Annotated in this window: 16 protein-coding genes; 10 read left to right on the top strand and 6 right to left on the bottom strand. The window is 39.6% G+C overall.

Annotation, left to right across the window (positions count from 1 at the left end):
- Positions 1 to 137 precede the first annotated feature (137 nt).
- Positions 138 to 3,371, top strand: coding sequence for a VPS10 domain-containing protein (locus QNI24_RS05850; protein WP_267175410.1), 3,234 nt, complete (start codon positions 138 to 140; stop codon positions 3,369 to 3,371).
- Between the two features lie 32 nt (positions 3,372 to 3,403).
- On the opposite strand, the gene QNI24_RS05845 is transcribed toward QNI24_RS05850, so the two are convergent.
- Positions 3,404 to 4,270, bottom strand: coding sequence for a sulfotransferase family 2 domain-containing protein (locus QNI24_RS05845; protein WP_267175411.1), 867 nt, complete (start codon positions 4,268 to 4,270; stop codon positions 3,404 to 3,406).
- Between the two features lie 292 nt (positions 4,271 to 4,562).
- Between QNI24_RS05845 and QNI24_RS05840 the strand changes: the two genes are divergently transcribed.
- The 4 genes from QNI24_RS05840 (at position 4,563) to QNI24_RS05825 (ending at position 9,954) form a co-directional block, all read left to right on the top strand.
- The gene (locus QNI24_RS05840) at positions 4,563 to 4,988 is read left to right on the top strand and encodes a pilin (RefSeq protein WP_283708573.1); all 426 of its coding nucleotides are present in this window, start codon (positions 4,563 to 4,565) and stop codon (positions 4,986 to 4,988) included.
- A gap of 81 nt (positions 4,989 to 5,069) precedes the next feature.
- Positions 5,070 to 6,977, top strand: a complete 1,908-nt coding sequence (locus QNI24_RS05835) for a tetratricopeptide repeat protein (protein WP_267175412.1) — start codon at positions 5,070 to 5,072, stop codon at positions 6,975 to 6,977.
- Entirely contained in the window at positions 6,970 to 7,842 is an 873-nt protein-coding gene (locus tag QNI24_RS05830) for a glycosyltransferase family 2 protein (protein ID WP_267175413.1), read from the top strand. The genes QNI24_RS05835 and QNI24_RS05830 overlap by 8 nt, the downstream gene beginning before the upstream one ends.
- A gap of 312 nt (positions 7,843 to 8,154) precedes the next feature.
- The gene (locus QNI24_RS05825; RefSeq protein WP_283708572.1) at positions 8,155 to 9,954 is read left to right on the top strand and encodes a tetratricopeptide repeat protein; all 1,800 of its coding nucleotides are present in this window, start codon (positions 8,155 to 8,157) and stop codon (positions 9,952 to 9,954) included.
- A 62-nt stretch (positions 9,955 to 10,016) separates the two neighbouring features.
- Here QNI24_RS05825 and QNI24_RS05820 read toward each other — a convergent pair whose 3' ends face one another.
- The 3 genes from QNI24_RS05820 to QNI24_RS05810 all read right to left on the bottom strand — a co-directional run bounded on the left by QNI24_RS05820 (position 10,017) and on the right by QNI24_RS05810 (position 12,995).
- Complete coding sequence (locus QNI24_RS05820; RefSeq protein WP_267175415.1) at positions 10,017 to 10,736, bottom strand: hypothetical protein; 720 nt, start codon at positions 10,734 to 10,736, stop codon at positions 10,017 to 10,019.
- A gap of 170 nt (positions 10,737 to 10,906) precedes the next feature.
- Positions 10,907 to 11,512, bottom strand: a complete 606-nt coding sequence (locus QNI24_RS05815; protein WP_267175416.1) for a class I SAM-dependent methyltransferase — start codon at positions 11,510 to 11,512, stop codon at positions 10,907 to 10,909.
- Positions 11,513 to 11,585: 73 nt separating this feature from the next.
- A complete protein-coding gene (locus tag QNI24_RS05810; protein ID WP_267175417.1) occupies positions 11,586 to 12,995 on the bottom strand; it encodes a sulfatase-like hydrolase/transferase in 1,410 nt (469 codons plus the stop codon).
- Positions 12,996 to 14,030: 1,035 nt separating this feature from the next.
- Between QNI24_RS05810 and QNI24_RS05805 the strand changes: the two genes are divergently transcribed.
- The 3 genes from QNI24_RS05805 to QNI24_RS05795 all read left to right on the top strand — a co-directional run bounded on the left by QNI24_RS05805 (position 14,031) and on the right by QNI24_RS05795 (position 17,849).
- The gene (locus tag QNI24_RS05805; protein WP_267175418.1) at positions 14,031 to 14,483 is read left to right on the top strand and encodes a pilin; all 453 of its coding nucleotides are present in this window, start codon (positions 14,031 to 14,033) and stop codon (positions 14,481 to 14,483) included.
- A 593-nt stretch (positions 14,484 to 15,076) separates the two neighbouring features.
- Positions 15,077 to 16,621, top strand: coding sequence for a sulfatase-like hydrolase/transferase (locus QNI24_RS05800; protein WP_267175419.1), 1,545 nt, complete (start codon positions 15,077 to 15,079; stop codon positions 16,619 to 16,621).
- Between the two features lie 220 nt (positions 16,622 to 16,841).
- Positions 16,842 to 17,849 carry a DUF2333 family protein gene (locus tag QNI24_RS05795; RefSeq protein ID WP_267175420.1) on the top strand — a complete coding sequence of 336 codons (1,008 nt, stop codon included), beginning with the start codon at positions 16,842 to 16,844 and terminating at the stop codon, positions 17,847 to 17,849.
- Here QNI24_RS05795 and QNI24_RS05790 read toward each other — a convergent pair.
- Positions 17,846 to 19,624 carry a glycosyltransferase family 39 protein gene (locus QNI24_RS05790; protein ID WP_267175421.1) on the bottom strand — a complete coding sequence of 593 codons (1,779 nt, stop codon included), beginning with the start codon at positions 19,622 to 19,624 and terminating at the stop codon, positions 17,846 to 17,848. The two genes, QNI24_RS05795 and QNI24_RS05790, sit on opposite strands and share 4 nt — an antisense overlap.
- Positions 19,618 to 20,940 (bottom strand): lytic transglycosylase, encoded by a 1,323-nt coding sequence (locus QNI24_RS05785; protein WP_267175422.1) that lies wholly within the window; start codon positions 20,938 to 20,940, stop codon positions 19,618 to 19,620. Before QNI24_RS05785 ends, QNI24_RS05790 begins: the two co-directional genes overlap by 7 nt.
- A gap of 70 nt (positions 20,941 to 21,010) precedes the next feature.
- Here QNI24_RS05785 and QNI24_RS05780 point away from each other — a divergent pair, with 70 nt between their 5' ends.
- Positions 21,011 to 21,460, top strand: a complete 450-nt coding sequence (locus QNI24_RS05780) for a tellurite resistance TerB family protein (RefSeq protein ID WP_267175423.1) — start codon at positions 21,011 to 21,013, stop codon at positions 21,458 to 21,460.
- Between the two features lie 31 nt (positions 21,461 to 21,491).
- Positions 21,492 to 22,580 carry a PilT/PilU family type 4a pilus ATPase gene (locus QNI24_RS05775; protein WP_267175424.1) on the top strand — a complete coding sequence of 363 codons (1,089 nt, stop codon included), beginning with the start codon at positions 21,492 to 21,494 and terminating at the stop codon, positions 22,578 to 22,580.
- Positions 22,581 to 22,610 lie beyond the last annotated feature (30 nt).

Here is a 22,610-nt window from a genome sequence, read left to right as displayed (position 1 = left end):
AAGGCTGTTATTATAGCTAAATTACTAATCCAAAGTGATTTTAAAGTAAAGCATGTTCTATTAAAGCCATTAAAAGTAAATATACTGGTGTGTTATTATGATTGCTTATCTGCAAAAACAATAAAAAAGAGGAAACCATGAAAAAAATACTGTGCATACTGTTGTTGACCCTATGTCATTTTCAAGCACTGGCCAAAGACAAACTTTCAGCTGAACATTTCAGCGGTGTTCAGCTGCGAAGCTTGGGGCCTGCATTGATGTCTGGACGAATTTCTGATATCGACATCCATCCTACGGATGAAAATATTTGGTACGTTGCTGTGGGTTCAGGAGGTGTTTGGAAAACGGAAAATGCCGGCACCACGTGGCAGCCTATTTTTGATGAGCAAAGCGTTTATTCCATAGGCAGTGTCACGATTGACCCCAATAACCCCAATCGCATTTGGGTAGGTACCGGTGAGGATACTGGTGGCAGACACACCAGTTATGGTGATGGTATCTACCTCAGTGAAGATGGTGGCAAAACATGGAAGAACAAAGGTTTAGAAAAATCAGAAAGAATTTCAACCGTTATTGTGCACCCCAATGATTCGAATATTGTTTGGGTGGCTGCACAAGGCCCCTTGTGGTCCAAAGGTGGTCAACGGGGTTTATTCAAATCAACAGATGGTGGTGATACATGGAACAAATATCTGGGTGATGATGAATGGACGGGAGTGGCGGATATTGTGATTGACCCACGTAATCCTGATCGCTTGTATGCAGCAACATGGCAAAGACACCGCACCGTGGCCGCTTACATGGGCGGCGGTCCAAATACCGGGTTACATAAATCAGAAGACGGTGGTGTGACATGGCAACAACTGTCTCATGGATTACCCAAACAAAACATGGGTAAAATTGGTTTGGCCATATCACCACAAAAACCAGATGAAGTTTATGCTGCGATTGAATTAGAAAGACGCACGGGTGGCATTTATAAATCATTTGATCAAGGTGCTTTCTGGACCAAACAATCAGACGCTGTCGCCGGTGGCACTGGACCGCATTATTATCAGGAGCTCTATGCCTCGCCGCATCACTATGATCGCTTGTATTTAATGAATAATTACATGATTGTTTCTGATGATGGTGGTAAAAATTATCGTTTCATGAACGAAAAGAATAAGCACGTTGACAACCACGCCATTGCTTTCAGTAAAACCAACCCAGATTATGTACTGGTCGGAACAGATGGTGGATTGTATGAAACTTTTGATTTAACCGAAACGTGGAAATTTGTCGCTAACTTACCCGTTACTCAATATTATAAGGTTGCTGTTGATGACGCTGAACCCTTCTATCACATATATGGTGGTACCCAAGATAACAACACCCAAGGCGGGCCATCCAGAACTGACAACGTGCACGGCATTCGTAACTCTGATTGGTATGTGGTTTTGTTTGGTGATGGTCACCAGCCTGCCACTGAACCGGGAAATCCAGACATCGTCTATGCCGAGTGGCAACAAGGTAATTTGGTCAGGGTTGATAAAACCACGGGTGAATTGGTTTATATCCAACCGCAGCCAGGCGCCGATGAAGGACCAGAAAGGTTTAATTGGGATGCGCCTATACTGGTCAGCCCACACGAGCCAAAACGCCTGTATTTTGCCTCACAGCGGGTTTGGCGCTCTGATGACAGGGGTGACTCTTGGCAAGCGATTTCAGGCGACTTAACAAAAAATCAACAACGAATTGAATTACCTATCATGGGTGGCACCCAAGGTTGGGAGATGCCATGGGACGTTTTGGCAATGAGTAACTACAACAGCATCACTTCGATCACTGAGTCGCCACAACAGGCAGGATTGATCTATGTGGGCACTGACGATGGCTTGATTCAAGTCACAGAAAATGGTGGTACAGATTGGCGCAGTGTGGCGGTTGGAAGTTTGCCAGGTGTTCCCAAAACGGCTTTTGTTAATGATATCAAGGCAGATTTACATGATTCGGATACTGTTTATGTGGCTTTGGATAACCACAAATACGGTGACTTCAAGCCTTATCTGTTGAAGAGCTCAAACCGCGGCAAGAGCTGGAAGAAGATGAATTCAGGGATTCCTGATAATCACTTGGTTTGGCGTTTGGTGCAAGATCACGTTGATCCTGACTTGATGTTTTTGGGCACTGAGTTTGGCCTTTATTTCAGCCAGAATGGTGGTGATGGATGGCATAAACTTGCTGGCAGCATGCCCACGATATCAGTGCGTGATTTGGCTATTCAAAAACGTGAAAATGATTTGGTTGCTGCCACTTTTGGTCGTGGTTTCTACGTTTTAGATGACTACAGTTTTTTACGCGGTGTGAATGCCGAAACATTAACCTCCAATGAAATTTTCCCCATCAAAGATGCCTTGTGGTACATACCGAGAATGGTTTTAGGCTTCAATGAAAAGGCCTCGCAAGGCGATGCGTTCTACACCGCCAAAAACCCCCCTTATGGCGCAGTGATTAACTATCATTTAAAAGAAGCCCTAAAAACCAAAGCTGCCATGCGCAAAGAGTCTGAAAAGAAAATGCTTGAAGCCGGTGAGTCGTTGCAATTTCCTGGTTGGGATGAGGTAGATGCAGAGCGGACGGAAGCCAAACCTAAAGTATGGTTAAGCATCACTGACAACAATGGCCAAGTCATCAGACGAGTGGCAGGCACCAATAAAAAAGGCTTTAATCAGGTGGCATGGGATTTGCGTTATCCGGCATTTGGTGTGCTACAACAACAAGGTGATTTTTTCTCAGATGAGCCACGCGGCATGATGGTGGCTCCGGGAACCTATCAAGTGTCACTGAGCCAAGAAGTGGACGGACAAATTAAACAGTTGCATGAGCCGGTCCCATTCAAGGTCAAACCCATGCATGAAAGCGGCGCATTAGCCGGTGCTGATTATGCTGAGGTGGCAGCTTTTTGGCAACAATTGGCAGATGTGCAGCATGATGTATCAGTGACCAACAAAAAATTATCCGAAGGTCTTAAACGGGCAGATAGACTGGATGATGCTTTGCGACGCAGTATGGCAGAACACGGTGAATTAGACAGAGAACTCAAAGCCATTAAGGATGAATTGAACAGACTGGATCGTGAGATGAATGGCAATCGTTCTAAACAGCAGATAGGCGAGAAGACCCAAGTAACCATAGGTGCTCGGTTGGGGGCAGCCTCGATAGGGACCTCTTTTTCTACCTATGGTCCAACACCGAATTTAAAGAAATCTCTAGAAATAGCAGCAGCAAAACATGCTGAGCTGAAACCGCAAGTTGAAAAGGTGGTTGCTGAGACCATGCCTGCTTTTGAGACAAAACTTGATGAAATTGGTGCGCCTTTCATTCATTGATTGCTGAAAAAGGCTGAATCTAATGGTTTGATTCAGCCTTTGATCAAGTCAGTCCACGACTGATTATTAGTTCTGAATGTCTCGATGTCGGCTGCTTTGACTTGATCAGAGAGTTGGTTTTCCAATCTGGTTTTAGCCCATTGGTACAAACGCAAGTCTGCTTGATTAGATGATTCAAGCACATGCGCCTGTTGCTCAGTCAATTGCTTGGCCGCAATGAATTTGTTGGAAACGTTGTGGGTTTTGTAATAAATGTCCTTCAAATTGAGTTGTTGTTTCAACAACAACATTGATTCATCAAACAAACAACTGGTCAAAACCAAATTAAAGCATTTTTTTAGGTTTTCTTTGGCAGCATCAAAGAGTTCATCGTCCGGTGTTTGTTGTTGAGTATGTAACCGTCCTGAAAATCTTTTGCACATGCCATTGCTCATTTCTGGTGATGGACAGTTATTAATGAAATCTATGAGTGAATCAGTTACAGCATACCGATGCATGGGGTGGTCAGTTTTCCCTTTGACGTAATTGTAGTATGAGATGACCCTGGAGGCTGGGTCACGCAGCATGGTCAAATGATAGATGGGTTGCTGATCAAGAAGTTGATACAAAATCCCATGCAATGGGTGGTGACCACAAATTAATTTTGGTGATTTTTTCTTTATACTCAGTAAATCAGGACACTTGTTCAAGTCAGGTGCATTGATGTGTAGGCTGTCAGACATGAGGTAATTTTTATTCAAGATGGCTTCTAAGCTGGTACCAGCCGCTTTAGGCACATGTGAGAATATTGTGGTTAGTTTGGTTTTATCAGAACTTGATGAAACCAAAGCATTTTGCAGCAAAGAAATGTTGGTTTTGAGGTTGTCTGTGTCTGAATTATGGAACCAATTATGTTGCATCGATAGTTGAGTGAATGATGTCGTGATTGGCAGAAAGTGTACCATAAGCAGTGGTTTTTACCTGAAAATCGATCGATTTCAGTCAAAAGGTGACAATTTCTGTCAAAACAACACAACCACCATTCAATTGTAAATTAAATGCCTGTTAAAGTTTACAATTCAGGAGGATTCAAACAATAGTTTAAAAAAAAGAGATTTGGTACTTGTCCAAAAGGCATGAATCTAATATTCTATGTCCATGGGTGAAAACAACGAGTAACCATATTTTAAATATTTTGAGAGGTAAATTGAAATGAAAAGAAATCAACAAGGTTTTACATTAATCGAATTAATGATTGTTATCGCGATTATCGCGATTTTAATGTCTTACGCTATTCCTGCATACCGTGACTACACTGTACGTGCTAAAGTTGGTGAAGGTGTACAATTGGCATCTGCTGCTAAACAAGCTGTATCAGAGACTTTCCAGAGTGAAGGTACATTGCCAATTACTAACACTGCTGCTGGCCTTGCTGCCAGTGGATCAATCAAAGGTACTAACGTATCACAAGTTTCAGTTGGTGCAGGTGGTGTAATTTCAATCACATACTCTGACGAGCCAGCAATTCAAGGTGGAATCGTAACCTTGACACCTGATACAACTACTAACGTTGGTAGTATCATTTGGGTTTGCTCTTCTGCCATCAGTGATAAATACTTACCATCACAGTGCAGATAATATGTGAAACAATCTGTTAATTCAGAATGATAAAAAAGTGCGATAATTATCGCACTTTTTTTTTACCTAAAATAAAAGGATATGTTAATTAAATTTTTGAAACTATTTGGACTCCTCGCATTGTTGTTACTGGCTTGGTTTAGTTATAAGAACGGTTTGTCAGGTGGGTTTATTTTTGATGATGTCAGCAATCTTTCTGATTTAAGTATTATTGATAATGACGTATCACTAAAAAATATACAGACTTATTTTGGTGAATCAACTTCTGGTCCATTAAAACGGCCCATATCTATATTTTCGTTCTTGATAGATGCACAAGACTGGCCGGCAGAGGCATATTCCTTCAAGCGAACCAATGTCATTATTCACTTATTGAATGGTGGGTTGTTGTTTTTGCTGTTATCGTTGATATTCAGCAACAAAGCCGGAGTCAATAAAAAAACAGCCTATTTTCTTACGGTGTTTGGCTGTGCTTTTTGGCTGTTACATCCTTTTTTGGTATCAACCACTTTGTATGTGGTGCAACGCATGGCCATGTTGCCATTGACTTTTATGTTAATGGGGTTCTCCTTGTATGTGAAAGGCCGATGCAGCTATCAAGGCAGTGTGGGTAAGCAGGGCAAAATCACATTATTTTTGGCTGTCTACTTGATGACTTTATTGGCCATGCTGAGTAAAGAAAACGGCATCATCTATTTGTGGTTGATCGCTTTATTTGAATGTTTTATTATTCAAGGATACTTGTCTTTTCGGGCTTTAAGTAAATCCTTGAGATTGTGGCTATTGATATTACCAGGAATAGGTTTGGCCTTGCTTATATTAATTCAATTGCCATCATTTATAGCTGATTATGACTTAAGAATATTCAATATGTGGGAAAGGTTACTCACCCAAACCCGCGCCACTACAATGTACCTTTACCATTGGTTCATTCCCAGTTATTTTACCGAAGGGGTTTTTACAGATGGTTTTGGGCATTCAAAAAGCTTACTAGACCCTATATCAACATTGTTTAGTAGCCTGTTTGTGCTGGGCTTATTAGGTTTGGCTTGGTTCAAGCGCAGGCGCTGGGTGTGGTTCAGTTTTTCTGTGTTTTTTTTCTTCACATCGCAGGTGCTTGAATCAACCATAGTGCCATTAGAATTGTACTTTGAGCATCGGATTTATGTCGGATCAATTTTCTTGAGTATCCCTTTGCTGATTTTATTAAGCAATCTGGTTCAGCAATCTAAAATATTTTTGTTGATTCCGCTATTAATTTCACTGATGTTGGCGGGCATGACATTTATGCGGTCTGACATTTGGAGTAATAATTTACAGCTGTTTGATTTAACTATGAATAAATATCCTGAATCAGTCAGGGCAAGGATGTCAACAGCAATGGTTTACGAACAATCTGGCTTAATAGATGACGCCCTACAGGTAGTAAATGACGGTATTGAATTACATGATAATTTAGAGCTTAAATTTAATCAGTTTTCAGTTTTCTGTGTCCGACAACAATTAACGATAGAACAAATGGAAAGCTTGTATGTGGAGATAGGCCAGCAGTATTTCACCAAACATGATCACCGCCCATTTATCAATTTAGTTCGTGTCATGTTTGAATACGAATGTTTAGGGGAACAAACCAATGATGCTGTATTTGCCCTGGCAGAGGCAGTTGAAAACAATCCAAATACCAAAGTCAGAGCTAAATTGGCTTCAACCAATTACATCAAAGGACAAGTATACTTCCGTCAAAATGAATTTGAGTTATCTAAACAATTGTATTTGGCCTCATTTTCGGTTTCAAGAAATGAATATGAGGCCATGCATACAGCCATCATACAATTCATTAATGCCGGCGAGTATAAACATGCGGAAGATATTCTGAATTTTGAAAAGCAGCTGTATGCTGAAAACCAAAAATATGAAGTTGATTGGCTGGCCATTGGTGATACCATAGAGGGGTTTACAGAGTTGATTGAAAGACGTAAAAATGAATAGAAAATTATCTATTATCTTACCTGCAAAAAATGAAGCAACCAGCCTGATCAGTTTGTTGCCTGAATTAAAAAATATTCAACCTGATGCAGAAATTATCGTGGTTAATGATGGCTCAGATGATGAAACAGTGGTTGTTTGTGAACAACAGCAGGTTAAGGTTGTCAGTCATCCTTACAGTCGTGGTAATGGTGCTGCCATCAAATCTGGTGCCAGAGCTGCAACCGGTGAAGTGATGATTTTTATGGATGCCGATGGTCAACACCGTCCAGAGGACATTGAAAAACTGTTGAGTCGCTATGATCAAGGGTACGACATGGTTGTTGGCTCGAGGGGCAGAGAGTCTCAGGCCTCAAAGACCAGATTGGTAGGTAATGGTTTATATAATAGGGTTGCTAGTTACATGACAGGGCAAAAAATTGTTGATTTAACTTCTGGTTTTCGAGTCGTTAACGCTGAAAAATTTAAACAGTTTTTATACTTATTACCCAATGGGTTTTCATATCCCACAACCATTACCATGGCATTTTTTCGAGCCGGTTTTGGTGTTGGGTATGAACCGATTATTGCACCTGAAAGGATAGGTAACAGCCACATCAACGTGTTGAAGGATGGCATGCGATTTTTCTTGATTATTTTTAAAATTGGTACGCTATACTCGCCAATGAAATTGTTTTTTCCAGCCAGCATGCTATTTTTTATTACGGGTATGATTTATTATATTTATACCTATTTTACTGACGGGCGTTTCACCAACATGGGTGTTTTATTGCTCTCAACTTCAATTTTGATATTTTTACTGGGTCTGATTTCTGAGCAAATCACAGCTTTGTTTTATCAAACCAAGCCGGGTGAGTCTGCTGATTGAATTTGACTCAGTCTTATTCATCCTATTCAGCTTATTCAAGCCAGTACTATGAAGTCAATTTGAAAATTATTTTTATTGGTTAAGACTGTGCTGTACAGTCTTTGTTTTGATTCAGTAGTACCTGTCTGATTATGTCAGCCGTTGGCCTGTGTTAAACTAATTTTTTGTTCATTCTTTATCTGTCTCATGAAAGTTACCTACAATTGGTTTTTATCACTCTTTGCCATATTATTATTGAGTTTCATGGCTTGGTTTATCTACTTGCCAGGACTTTCTGGGTCTTTTATCTTTGATGATTTTCATAGCCTTGCTATGTTAAAAACTTTTAACGATGGTATGAGCTGGGATGCATTGATTCAGTACTTACTTCAATCTGATACGGGTCAATTGAAAAGGCCTGTTTCAATGCTGTCATTTTTGCTTGATGCCCAACAATGGCCTGCCGATCCCTATTCATTCAAGCGAACCAATTTAATCATTCATGTACTGAATGGGTGTTTGTTATTTGCCTTGATAAGACTTTTGTTTGCTACAAAACCTGATTGGTCCAGGTACCAAATAGCCATTGCATTTTTTGCTGCGGGTACTTGGTTGGTGCATCCGTTTCTCGTTTCAACCACCTTGTATGTGGTTCAACGCATGGCCATGTTACCTTTGACCTTTATGTTGCTGGGTCTTTTAATTCTAACTTGGTCTCGAATAAGGCAAGACGCAAGTGGCTTTAAACAACAGTTTTTATCTGTGTTTATAGCTGTCCCAGTAATGACATTTCTGGCTGTTCTCAGTAAGGAGAATGGGGCACTTTTCTTGTTGTTGGTTCTATTATATGACAGATTTATTTTGCAAAGCTTCATGGGCTTACCGGCTTTACTGCCAAAAATATCTTTTTGGTTGATCAAGTTACCGGCCGCTGTATTTGTTATTGCTATTCTGATTAAAGTACCTGATTTAATGGGCCGCTATGAAGTCAGAGATTTCACTGTGATAGAACGCATAATGACTCAAATGAGGGTGCTTTCTGATTACTTGTATCAATTATTTTTCCCGCGTTATCTCACTTATGGTGTATTTACCGATGCATTCCCAGTATCTAAAGGTTTGTTGCAACCCATCACAACTTTGGTAGCTACTGCCTTTATTATAGGTATTTTGGTTATTGCTTACTTACTGCGGCATCGTTTTGTGTGGTTCAGTTTTGCGGTCTTTTTTTACTTTACAGCTCAACTGTTAGAATCAACTATTATCCCATTGGAAATATATTTTGAACACAGAAATTATCTGGCTTCAATATTCTTGACAATCCCAGTTATCATGCCAATTATTAAACTTGTTGAGAAGTCGAAAATATTTTGGTTGGTGCCTATTTCGATGTTGTTGTTTTTGTCATTCACTACATACATTAAGTCAAACATGTGGGGGAACAACATGCAGTTACATCAAATTGCTTTACAGCGATTTCCAGCATCAATCAGAGCTGGCACATTCACAGCAGATTTGTATCAGCGCCAAGGGTACACAATACAAGCACTTGATGTGATGCAAGAAGCGGCAGAAAGACATGATAAGCTCAGGGTTAAATTCAATCATCACATCATGATGTGTGATTTACAAAGATTAAGTGACATTCACTTCGACGCGTTACTTAAATCGATGACCGAAGTTGAGTTTGAGCTCGAGGATGTGGTGTCTTTTAATGGCTATTATCAACGCTTACTGGAACGTAAGTGCGAATCATTGCAAGGCAATAGCAGCAATGACTACCCACTACAAATTTGGACTGCACTATCAAAAAACTCATTTATTAATAAAGATTATGCACAACCAATAACAGAATATTTTTTTGCCACCAGGCTTGTTTTTCAAGATGAATTTGATCAGGCGCTGGAATTATACACGATGATTTATGATAACACGGGGGAAATGGGTGCCAGCATCAATTCTGCTGTGATGTTGTTTAATGCTGGCGCATATAACCAAGCTTTGAAGCTGGTGCGGCATTTGCAAAATAATCATTCAAAACAAACTTGGATGGATTTCAATTATGATGAAATTCAAAATGTTCTTAGTGGTCTAGAGCAAAGCATTCGAAAGGCCAAAGGTGATTACCAGTAGCCTTGTATACATTTTAAAAAGAAATTTTAAAAATATAACCAAGACATTTTGACTTGCTTAAATCATTTGGTGTTCTCTGACTGGCGAAACAACAGATGACTGATTCGTGCAGCAAAAAAGTATGCAATAGCTTCATAAGACAACGAAATCAGTCTGATGCCAGCAATCAAAATTAAAGCCTCAGATTCTTCCAGTGTGGGTTTACTCACAGCTATAAAAACCGCTTCCCTCACACCAATACCCCCCGGGGCCCCTGGCAACAAGTAGCCTGCCAACCAGGCCAGGGCATAACAAGTGGTCATTGACAAAAAGGCTTGAGGGCTAAACCCCCAGGCGATAATCATAATAATGATAATAATGCCCATACCTATAAAGTAGGCGATGAACCAAACCAGCTGGGCATAAAAAAAACGCCATTTCATCCAACGAATAACTGATATGAGAACCAAAGCATCAAATACCAATAACAACACAATTGGTATATCAAGTTTATTTAACCAAAGCAAGTTGTTAGATGATTGAAACAAACTAAGATGTGCCATCAGCAAGGCAGCAAAAATCAGCCCTGCAGATTCCATCACGGTGGCTTTCATAACTTGCTTGTGGGATTGACCCAAATCTACAGTGGCTTTATGCCGATAAGCAAAATGGAAAAAATTACCAGGTAAATATTTTAGTGCTTGGCTTTTGAGGTATATCACCGTCAATACTTTGGGTTGTTTGTAGTCAAACTGAGCAACCCAAGCCAGCACCAAAGCAGCTATTACTAAGGCATACAGCATTAGAGATAGAATAAATGCTGTAATAATTTTGAGCGGGCTGTCGATATGGATTGTCTTGATCTCTGAAAAATTTTCAATCGCAACCATGATCAGGTAATAAGCTGCTAAAGCAGTTATTAAAAGTTTAATGACTGGCTGAAGTCGAGACAGCCATGTTGCTTTGTTTGCAGTCATTTAGACTTGGCGAGAATCATTGACCAAGGCAATGGTTGGTTTACTTTTAAAACTTCGAGGTGTTGCGCAACAAACGCTTCGAATTTTCTAGTGCTCCAATGGTTGCAATGATCTGGTGTATTACCCCAGTCTTTCATGTATTTACCGCGCATAAAATTAAGTATGCGCCACAGTGGCTCTCTGGGCACACTGAACAAGTAGTAATCCGCATTCAATGAAGCCATTATTTTTAAGGCCAGCTCGGGGTGTTCTAGGTGCTCTAAGACTTCACAACAAACAACCAAATCAGCTTTTTCTTCAGCACCTGCATCATAAATGCTCTTTAAGTATAAATTTGTTGATGGTTTTTTTCTGTTTGCAATGGCGATATTCAAGTCATTTTGATTAATATCAAACCCTTTGATAGAAGCAGTTGGGAATAATTCTTCTAAGTGTTGATTGACATGACCTTGTCCGCATCCGCATTCTGTTAAAGAGGTGATTGGACCTTCAATGGCCTGAGTTAAATTTGTAATACTGTCCATAAAGCCTTGTAACATCCTTTGAGCAATTGGGTTCTTTGAGTCATATTTTTCATGATGTTTTTGATTGTTTTTAGGCATGGCTTTGATTTCAGGTTTTTAGTTGTAATTATTATATCTGTCCGGACTGTTCAGTCAGTTAATAATTAAAAATTCATTCGGTAGGCTTTAACTTTTGTTTCATCATTTGTTTTAATTCGTTTATCAAATCAACATCAGCCGAGTCAATAATGTTATGCATTTCACCGGGGTCATTGATGAGTTCATATAGTCGGTAGTTCTTGAATGTGCCATTTTGATTGGTGGCCAATAACTTAAAAGTCGTGTTATTGTCATGCTTTATCAGTCCTATTTCTTGACGGCCTCGAAAAGTTTGATGCAGGGTGTAACGAGGTAAAACTGATTTAGACATTAATGAAACGCCTTTCCATGTATCAATTGATGGAAAGTCTAAGCAATCCAAAACTGTGGGAGGGATATCTATTTGCGTAGCATAATCGGTCTCGAGTAAAGTACAACTTCCAGAAGTGTCATACATAATAAAAGGAACCCTGATGTCCTCCTGGTATAGTTGATAAGTATGGTAAAAGTATCCTCTTTCACCAAGGCCCTCACCATGATCACCAGTAATGATTACAATTGCGTTCTCCATGTAGCCTTTGTCAGATAATACTGAAAAAAGTCGTTCTAAATACTTGTCAAATTGGTATACACCATTGTCATAACCATTGACCAATGCTTGTATTTTATCAGGTGAGACAGTTTGTTTATCAAAAGAGGCAAATGCCGAAAGGTCTTTGGAACTTGGGGAATAGATCTTGTTTTCATCAGATATCTTTCCTAACTGGTGGGTTGACATAAAGTGAAAGTAGAAAAAGGCTGGTGCATCAGTTTTTTCAGGGACTTTATCCATATTGAGAATCACACTTTCATCGGTGTACATGGAAAGTTTTGGCCAATGGCTGGCACCATCTAAATAAATATCGTGATTGGTGCCATATAGCTGATTAAGACTATTAATCTCATGGTTGGCACTTAATATATAATATTTTTTGTAACCGCCATCTTTGAGCACATCGGAAAGGTCATACAATCCCAGTCCGATATCCAAAAACTCTCTTGATGACAATGATGAATAAATGCCACAGGCTGACTCTGAACAGGTGGCCGTAAAGTTTTCAATTTGTTGGTATGCAGGCTTTAACGCTAAATCAGAGATAAACGGCGTATTCTGTCTTGGGTATCCGTAGACAGGCAAATGATCGGCCCTCAAGGCATCTGCAATAATAAATATCACATCAGTTTCACTATTTACTTGCTGAAGCGCTGGTAATTTGAGTTCTCTTTCTATGTAGTCAGCAAATCTTTGTTTAGTTGATCTTTCACTGTTGAACCGTTGATTGACATTAGAGATTGAGGAAATCAGAGGTTCACCACCCCATTTCCCTTTTAAATGGTTGCTGTTATTTACTTGCAAAAGGTAAACCAATGCCAATGCGGTTAAAAAGCCTTGTGTCACAGAGAAATTAAATGTGAATTTATGATTTAAAAAAATTTGATTCATGAAACGCCAGACAAACCAAAATATTGCACTAAAAATAATCGAAAGTGATAAATAAATCCAAATTGGAGACATGTCTTTTAGACGGCTGAATGAATCAATATGTTTTATCAAATCCATGAAAAAGCCTGACAATACACTGTTGCCCCAACTGACATTTGAAACCCAGTTGATACCATACAGAGCGATCAAAACAAACCAATAAATAGACAACACAAAAGCCAAAGGGAAGCGGATTTGATCTTTCTTTTTGTGTGTTTTGAAAAATAGAAATAGCAGTGAAAGCAGAATGCTATTCGCCACTATTAAAACTGCCAAATGAATGATTATGACTTCATTTGGCTTGCCAAAAAAGTTTGTGAAGGTGATGATATATGTTGCTGATATAGCGAAATGTATTAGGAGGTAGATGTTCAATTCAATGCGCTCGCTTTAAAGCATCATGCTTGTTAATTAGATTTTAAATTATAACAGAAATTAATTACCCTTCATTTATAACTATTTGAGGAAAATCATGCCTGACCTGGCATATTTACTGTTGTAACCCGAGTTTTTCCATTCTTAATTTTAGTTAAGATTCTGTTGTTTCTTTTTAAGTTCAATTAACAACAGTTTGTTAATCAGATATATGCAGGCAATGTGCGATACTCTTTTTGTAGAGGCATTTATCATTCGTTATCTTTTATTTAACCAGGCGAAAATGCCATTCCAGTCAGAAAGCTCAAACTGACTCACTGTCTTTGGCATTCACAGATCAATTTAGCTGAGTTAAAGTAAATATTCATATATTGTAAAGATTCATTCTTTACAATAATTTTTATTTCATCTTGGCTTGGAAAAATTAGGAATTAACACTTTTTAACATTATTCTCTCATTTAGTTGCCCAAAAATGTCAGTTTGAATCAACACGACAGTCAAAAAGCTCCATTTGCTTGATTTTATCTTGTTATTTATTTAAAAGCCTAGATCTTTATTTACAGTCTATATTTCTGGCATCAAAATAATTTAAAGAATTAATAATTTTATTGAGAAAGTTTATGGCCAGTCATCATAAAACAACAGCAGGTTTCACTCTAATTGAGTTGATGATAGTAATCGCGATTATTGCGATTTTGATGTCTTATGCCCTACCAGCTTACAGGGATTATACTGTACGAACTAAAGTTGGAGAGGGTATCAGTCTTTCCAGCAGTTTGAAGTCTGCCATTTCAGAGATATGGGTAAGTACAGGCGTACTTACCGGTGTGAACAGTAGCACCAATGGTATTCCCGCAGCAGCCGGATATGGCGGCACCAATGTCAGCCAAATCGAAGTCAGTGATGGGGTAATCGAAGTGTCTTATAATAATGATCCAGCTTTGGCAGGGCAAACTTTGACATTATCACCAATTCTTCCTGGAAATGCCGGAAATGCCGGTACTAGCTTGATTTGGCAGTGCGATTCATCACTGGAAAATAAGTATTTACCCACACAATGCAGGACACCCTAGGTTGTATTTTTTAGATTTTTGTTTTTAACAAACAAGACAAATCCTGTGATATAAGCCTTTATATGGCCTGAAAAGTGATTGATTCACTGAATCTATATAATTTATTACTTCAACAATGTATGGTAGCCATAGAGTGTTTTCTGTGTATCAACATACACATTGTATTTATTTCTCTTCATTAGCGTAAAATACAAATTTGCATTAATAATGAATGCATGTATTATTTATCAACCACTGTTTGATTGTATCTGTGTGCTCGTTAACATAAATATAATCCTACCTACTGAACGAACTTGTTTGTGTTGTGATTAATGAAAAATAAATTGGTAGTGTATATATTGATTCATTTGCTGATCAGCGGGGTCTACTATTTGCTTTTAATCGACCAGTTTTTCATCCCACCAGAATCAATATTTCTACATTTACTGACGATTACTTTTTTTCATACACTGGCATTTACACCAACTTTGTTGTTTACAGCAAACACAAAAGTAATTTTTTTTACCAATCTCTTTTTGACGATTTATTGGTTCAGTCTACTTAGTTTATTTCTATTGAATTGGGTATCATTTTCAAATTGGGGCGGATCAATCATGTCAGATTTTATGATTCATTTACCCAAACAAATCTGGTCAATGTCAAAGGTACACGAGATTTCATTATTGCTTGTGGTTTTTTTTGTTTTACTGTCGTTTCAATTGATTTATTTGCTATTCAGCAAGCTCAGTCTGGCACAGCGCATTGATGTTTTGTTACTTCCCAAATATAAGTTCAAGACTTTGGTTTACTTTAGTATATTTGGCATGCTTTTTGTTTGGACTGTTGCATTTTCTTACCAAAGAACCAATCCAAAAAACTGGATCAATGAGCCATTTTTTAGTGCATTTTCAGAAAACACCAGTGAATTCGTCAGTGTTAAGAATAATGCTGAAGTATTAAAGGATGGTCTGCAACGAGCAGAAATTTTGAAAGACATTAATAAACAAATACCATCAAAAAATATTATTTTAATAATTGTTGACGCATTACGCAGTGATCGATTAAGTGTTAATGGATATGAACGAAAAACCACACCAAACTTAGAAGTACTAGCCAGTAAAAAGGATTTTCAAAGAGTGGCAAACTTCACTTCTAGTTGCTCTGACTCGGTTTGTGGCATTTATTCAATACTGAGTTCTCGAAGGTACAACGAATTCGCTTATGGATTACTTGATTTGACTGAAATGTTGAAACTTATAGGCTATCAAACAAAATTTATTTTAAGTTCAAACCATCGATTTAAATCTCTCAAAAAACTGTATGGGAATTCTATAGATGATTATTATGATGGCACTTATTTTCCAAATTCAATTACCTTAAATAATGATGACGGTGTGATAAACAAACTAAAAGAATTGGAAGATTTTAGTGGACAAGCTAATTTCATCTACATTCATTTGATGTCAACTCACTTGTTGGGTACAGTTAAAAATGAATTTCAGGTTTTCAGCCCTCACTCAAAACATACACCGGCTTTGATGAGCGATTTAAATAAAAAAGCAATGGCGCTTTATGTTGAGAAAATTTCTAATGGTTACGATAATGGCGTGATTCAAGCGGATTACTATATTGGTAAATCCCTTAACATACTCAGGAAGAAAGGGTATTTAGATGATAGTGTTGTTGTCATAACAAGTGATCATGGTGAAAGTATGGGGGAACACGGTCATTTTACCCATACTTTCACTCTTTATAATGAGGAAATCAGCATTCCATTTTTCTTTCTGAGTAATGATTGTCAATTGTTGAACAGCAGCTACGGTACTCAAATTGATGTTGCACCAACCATTTTAGACTGTTTGGAACAGCCTATTCCATCAACTTGGAAAGGGCGTTCATTATTAAAGCCATATCAACCAAATAGATTGACTTTTCATCAAACGGTCAGGAACAACAAAGTCATTATGGTTATCGAAGAATCAAGTGAACATATGTACAAGCTAATGGCTGATTTACATCATGAAAAGTTAAATAATTTTCGTCTGTATGATGCTTATTCCGATCCTTTTGAGTCAAAAAACCTAATTGATGATGTTGATTCAACCAAAGTTAATTATTTGAAAAACAAGTTGCTGGAGCACTTTGATTTAGTTGATTGAATGATTTTGTTAATCACCACAAAATTATGTGTTTGAAAATCAATTTTTAAAACAATCAGAGACAAACAGGCTTGATTTGTTCTGAAAAACTCATTGGCAGCATGCAAAAGTGAAATGATTGTCATGTTTGGTGTTTTAGATCAAGCTAATAACTTTCAGCACATACCCAGCCAGTCTAAATATATTACAATGAATTGATTAATTGAATAAACTTAGATTTATGGAAAATAGGTACTCTACAAAAAGATTCAAAAGCAAATGGTTGCTTTACGTTATTCTGATATTTTTGGTTATCCAAATCTTAATGGCCATGTATTACGACCAAGAGCCGGATTTTTTTGACGTGAAAAGCAATGCAGAAATCAGGGCCAGCTTGCACCAGCATGCAATGGTGACAGGTTATGTAACCGGTGCGACATTTATGGAGGTCACAGACGTGCTGCTGGGTAAGCCGGGAGGCTACATGTCCAACGATGTGATGCCGCCCTTTGTGTTGATGGATAACATGCCAAACTGGGAATTTGGTGTTTTGGTCCAAGTCCGGGATTTTGCGCGAGTCATGCGAAACGACATCAGCCGATCACAAAGCCAGTCTGAGGAGGATGAGGAGTTGGCTGCGGCTGACCCCAAATTCCACAACGATAACGACAAATGGATTTGGCCCCAAACCGAAGGTCGCTACCGCGAGGGACAAGCCCACTTCCATGATTACCTTTCACGTTTGGCAGACGGCACCGATCCTGAGGCACAGTTTTATGCCCGCACCGATAATTTAGTGACTTGGTTAAATTTAGTTGAAAAACGTTTAGGTTCCTTATCACAAAAACTCAGTGCCAGTGTGGGCCAAGACCGCATCAATACCGATACCGGTGGCGATGAAGTGGCCACCACCTCAACCTTCAAACCCAGTGAGTTGAGGGTGCAAACTTCTTGGTTCAAAATTGATGATAATTTTTATGAGGCCAGAGGCGCCACTTGGGCATTGATACATTTCATGAAAGCCATCGAGGTTGATTTTAAACCCGTATTAGAGAAAAAGAATGCCTTGGTTTCACTGAAACAAATAATCAGAGAGTTAGAAGCGGCGCAAGACACCATATGGACACCGATGGTATTGAACGGATCTGGTTTTGGCTTTTTTGCTAACCACTCTTTGGTCATGGCCTCATATATATCTCGAGCCAATGCCGGTGTCATTGATTTGCGACAGTTATTAGAAGACGGTTAATTCAGGCGAGCACTCCGTATTTGTTTGCCTTCAATATTGATCAGCAGCTGTAACGGCCTATTCGGCGGATTGGTGTCATCGAAAGTGAAGTGGATCAACTGATATGAGTCTGATTGTGGCAGTGATTTGAATAGCTCATTGCTGCCCAAAGCAGATTGGCTTGTTTCAACGGGTTGTTGAGAACCACCTTTGGGGTCGAGGTACTCGAGCTGAGAGATATGGTTTTTGGCCTGCAAAACCCATCCTGAAATTTTTTCAGCGTTTTTTTCATGATAGATAATTGGCGGCATTTGACATTCGCCTTGACCCGTTATGAAAAAATGGAAAGTTTTTATGCCAGCAAATAAATCCAGCGAATCTACCAGTTTCATGCCGCCTAATTGGGCACAAGTTTGCTGATAAAAAGGAATCTGTTGTTGTAGTTTAAGCGCAGAGTGTTCAACCACCAACAAACTTGAGTTATCTGTTGGTTGGTGCATCAGTTCCATAATTTTGAGTTGTAGATCGCGGCCATGTTTGCTGTTCAATGGATGTGGCAATACAGTAATAATATTTTGTTGATCAGAGTAATAGCGTAACTGTGCCAGCGTCATGAAATTATCAGCAATCACTTGACTGGCTTGGTGCTGGTTTAAAACCTCATCGGTGTAAGTAGATACCTGTTGCCAGCCAATGGCGTTTTGCGTAACTTGGGCATTCAGTTGGGATTTTGGGTCTTGTAAGTTTTGCCAATAAATAAGGGTGGTAAGTAAACCCAAATGAGCGGCTGTTCCAGTGATGACTCCCCAGCGGAATATTTTTTGGTTATGTTGGCCTAATTGAGTGGAGGCAACTATCAATAACAGCACGTATGAAATGAGCGTCCAGTGTAAATTCAAACGGAGGCTGTCTGAGTAAAAACCCAAAATGGCATAGACCAACCAGTGTACTGATGCAATCAGAGCCAAAACACGGACTGGCCTATCAAGCTTGCCAAATTTGCTACTGAGTAGAGCCGCGGTTCTCAAGCACAACCAAAACACCAATGGTGTGGTGATGATGATTTGCAGCACAAAGAATTTAAAATGACTGGCTTGAAATGCCCAAGGGTGTCGATCTTTCAGCTGAAATGCCAACAATGGAAAGTCTTGAGAGAGGTTAAATATAAGGATGGGGAAAAAACCCAATAACATGACGGGAAAAGTCAGTTTCAACAGTGCAAAGATACTTTCTTTATCAGTTCTGTAAACCCAAAATATCACCAAACAACTGATCATTACTATCAACCAAAACCTGAGGTGGGTATTGATGCCAACGGCCAAGACCAAACCCAGCAGTAAAAAATAAATAGGCTTTTGGTTTTGGCAAGCCCTGTGCCAAATCAGCAGTGACAGCAGGGAAAAAAACACCATCCAAATATCGGCCACAGCCAGGGTGCCGCTGATGCCCAGTAATGGCAAAGCCAGTAATAACATGCCCGTAGACCATGGTTTTTGATGGTTTGTGGAAATTTGTTTGGCCAGGATCATGCCCAGCCAGGGCACGCTGAAAAGGGCCAACAGGCCAGGTAACCTCAACCAAAACGGATGATGAGGCAGTAGCCATTCGTTCAGCGCCAATGTCCAGGGCAAGAAGCCGGGAACCTCGCTGTAGGACCAAGCCAGGTGTTGTCCCTCTAACCAATAAAATGCCTCATCAACAAACAATTCGCTGCTGGCAGCCAAGACCACTTGAAACAGGCTGAGGATGGTGAAGCAGCTCAGAAAAACATGTTTTTCTGAAGCCTGTTTTAGCATCTGGGAACTTTCAGTTTTTTACCTGCATTGATCAGGTATCTGGGTCCTTTGATGTTATTCAATTGAGCGATTTCTTTTCTGGTTGAGCACCTGAACTTGCGACTGATGGTGCTTAATGAATCACCTTTTCTGATTTTGTACCAGGTGAAAGCAGGCCGATCTGGGAAGTCCGCGTCGTGGATGGTTTTAGCCAGTTTCATCAAATCAGAGTTGTTACATTTGTTGTCGTATACAGATTTTAATTCAGCCGGAATAACCACCACGGCGTTCTGTTTGATGACCCTTTTGGCTTTCACCGATGCGTTCAAGTTTCTCAAGATTCGATACCAGCCCATTTCGTTGTTAAACTGGCCAAAACATACCGCTAATTCACTCAAAGAGGTGTCAGAATTGACACGAACTAATGCAGTTGATCCATCGCTTTTATTCAATACCACATTAAATGCTTCAGGGTTTTCATAAATTAACATGGCAGATAAAACAGTACCAATGTAGTGTTGGGTTTCAGAGGGCAGATCATAAAAAAACTGGCTGTCCCAAATGGATTGGTTGTTGTGTTTTTTATTCAATCGTCTGAATCTGTTTTCACCAGCGTTATAAGCGGCCAATATTTTGGCATAGTCATTACCGTATTTGCCTTGCTGTTCTTGGATGTATTTCGCTGCCCCTACGGCGGCCGTCTCAGGATGATAGCGTGCATCATAATCACCGATGGTACCAATCACACCAAAACGTTTGGCGGTGGCAGGCATGAATTGAAACAAGCCGCTGGCACCAGCAGAGGACATGGAGTGTACCCGGCCTCCACTTTCTTGGGTAATGATAGCTAATAACAGGGATTCAGGGATTTTTTTGTCTGCAAATGGTGGCCAAATTTTGTTTTTTAAGAACTGATAGTTTTGCCATGTTTCAATTAACTTGGGTCTTTTCCATGTCAGCCATTCATTCAATGCCGCTTGAACTTTGGTGTTATTTAAAAGTGGGATGTTCAAATCAATATTCGGTTGATCGGTGATGATCTCCAGATTTTCATTGTTTGGTTGCTTTACAGCTAATGGGTCTGTATTGTTACTTTCGTTGGCCTCAGGCGGTAAATCATCAGTCAGTTCTTGTTCAATTTTTGATTGTCTGGCTAAATCTGAGAAATATTGGTTAAGATGCTGTAAACATCCCTCATCTTTCTGACATCGCTCGATACCCAAAATCAAATCCTCAGTAGCCAATGGCGTCGGAGTTGATACGGGCTCTGGTTTTACTGTTTGTTTTTGACAAGCAGAGAACGTCATCAGCAGAAAAAAGATAAAAATCAGTCGCATAAAGTTGTTTGCAGCATTAGGGCGTATTGTGTATTATCAGTATTTTAATCACTTCGGCAAGTATTCAGGCATGAATTTGTTAAGTTCAATCAAATCTCTATTAAAGCTGAATCCCACGGAAAAACAGCTCAGTGACACGGAACAGCGGGAGTTGAACCAAGCCATTGTGGAATTGATGATTGAAATGGTTAAGGCAGATTTTGTTGAGCTGTACGCAGAAAAAACTGTACTTGCGCATTATTTGTCACAAAAATTGGGATTAAGTAAGCAAGACATCAATGACTACATTGAAGCTGCTGAAATGCGCACTGACTTCTCAATATCACTTGAAACTCAAACCAATGTCATCAATAATTACTTGGGCACAGAACAGAAGCAAGAATTGCTGCGGCATTTATGGTCTTTGGCCATCGCTGACAACGAAGTGCATCTACTAGAGAAAAACTTATTTTACAAGGCAGGTCAATTGATGGGTGTCAAAAAAGCCCAATTGGATTCGATTTGTTTGTCTGATTTGTGACGCCACAGAAAACTAGCATTTAGGGGACTTTATGGATTTAACTCATTTTTTGAAAACCATGCGTGAAAACAATGGTTCTGATATGTACTTAACCACGGGTGCACCAATCAATGTCAAGACCGAAGGTGTTTTGCAGTCAATGAGCAGCACCGGCTTACCGCCGGGTATTGTGGAAAAAATTGCTTACTCATTGATGGATGAAAGACAAATCAAAGAGTTTGAAGAAACCATGGAATGTAATCTCGCAGTTTCCATCAAAGGAGTGGGTCGTTATCGAGTGAATGTGTTCCGACAAAGGGGGGAGGTTTCAATGGTCATTCGGACCATCAAAGGGACCATTCCTAACCTAGATGAGCTAAACATGCCCGCTCATTTGTATGACTTAATCATGGAAAAGAGGGGTTTGATTTTGGTGGTTGGTGCCACCGGTTCAGGCAAGTCAACCACCATGGCCTCGATGATTGATTACCGCAACTCAAACACCACAGGCCATATATTGACGGTCGAAGACCCGATTGAGTATGTGCACAAACACAAAAAATCAGTGGTCAACCAAAGGGAGATTGGTATTGATACCTTGGGTTATGGTCCAGCATTGAAAAATGCCCTCAGGGAAGCACCAGATTTGATTTTAATTGGTGAGGTTAATGATGCCGAAACCATGGAGGCAGCGGTGTCATTCGCTGAAACCGGTCACTTGTGTATGGCTACCCTGCACGCTAACAATTCGGACCAAGCGATGGAACGGGTACTGAACTTCTTCCCCAGCGACATGCACAACAACGTGTTGATGAACTTGGCTTTGAATTTACGTGCGGTGATATCACAGCGTTTGGTGATTGATGTTGATGGCAAACGTCGACCGGCTTGTGAAGTGTTGATGAATACACCGCAGATTCGAGAAATGATTCGTCGTGGCGAAATCAATGAATTGAAAATGGCCATGGAAAAATCTTTGGAGGATGGCATGCAGACATTCGACCAAGCCTTATACAACATGTATAAAGATGGCATCATTACCTTGGAAGAAGCGCTGGCTAATGCCGATTCTGCACAAGGATTGGAGGTTAAAATTAACTTGGCAGGTGACGAAGAGTCTGTATCGGATGATTATTTCTAACTGACATCATAGTATTTTAGTCAAATATAA

This window comes from Marinicella marina (genome assembly GCF_030065545.1).
In the GTDB taxonomy this organism is placed as follows: domain Bacteria; phylum Pseudomonadota; class Gammaproteobacteria; order Xanthomonadales; family Marinicellaceae; genus Marinicella; species Marinicella marina.
Note: the sequence above shows the minus strand (reverse complement) of the source record. Positions and strands in the feature narration are given on the sequence as shown.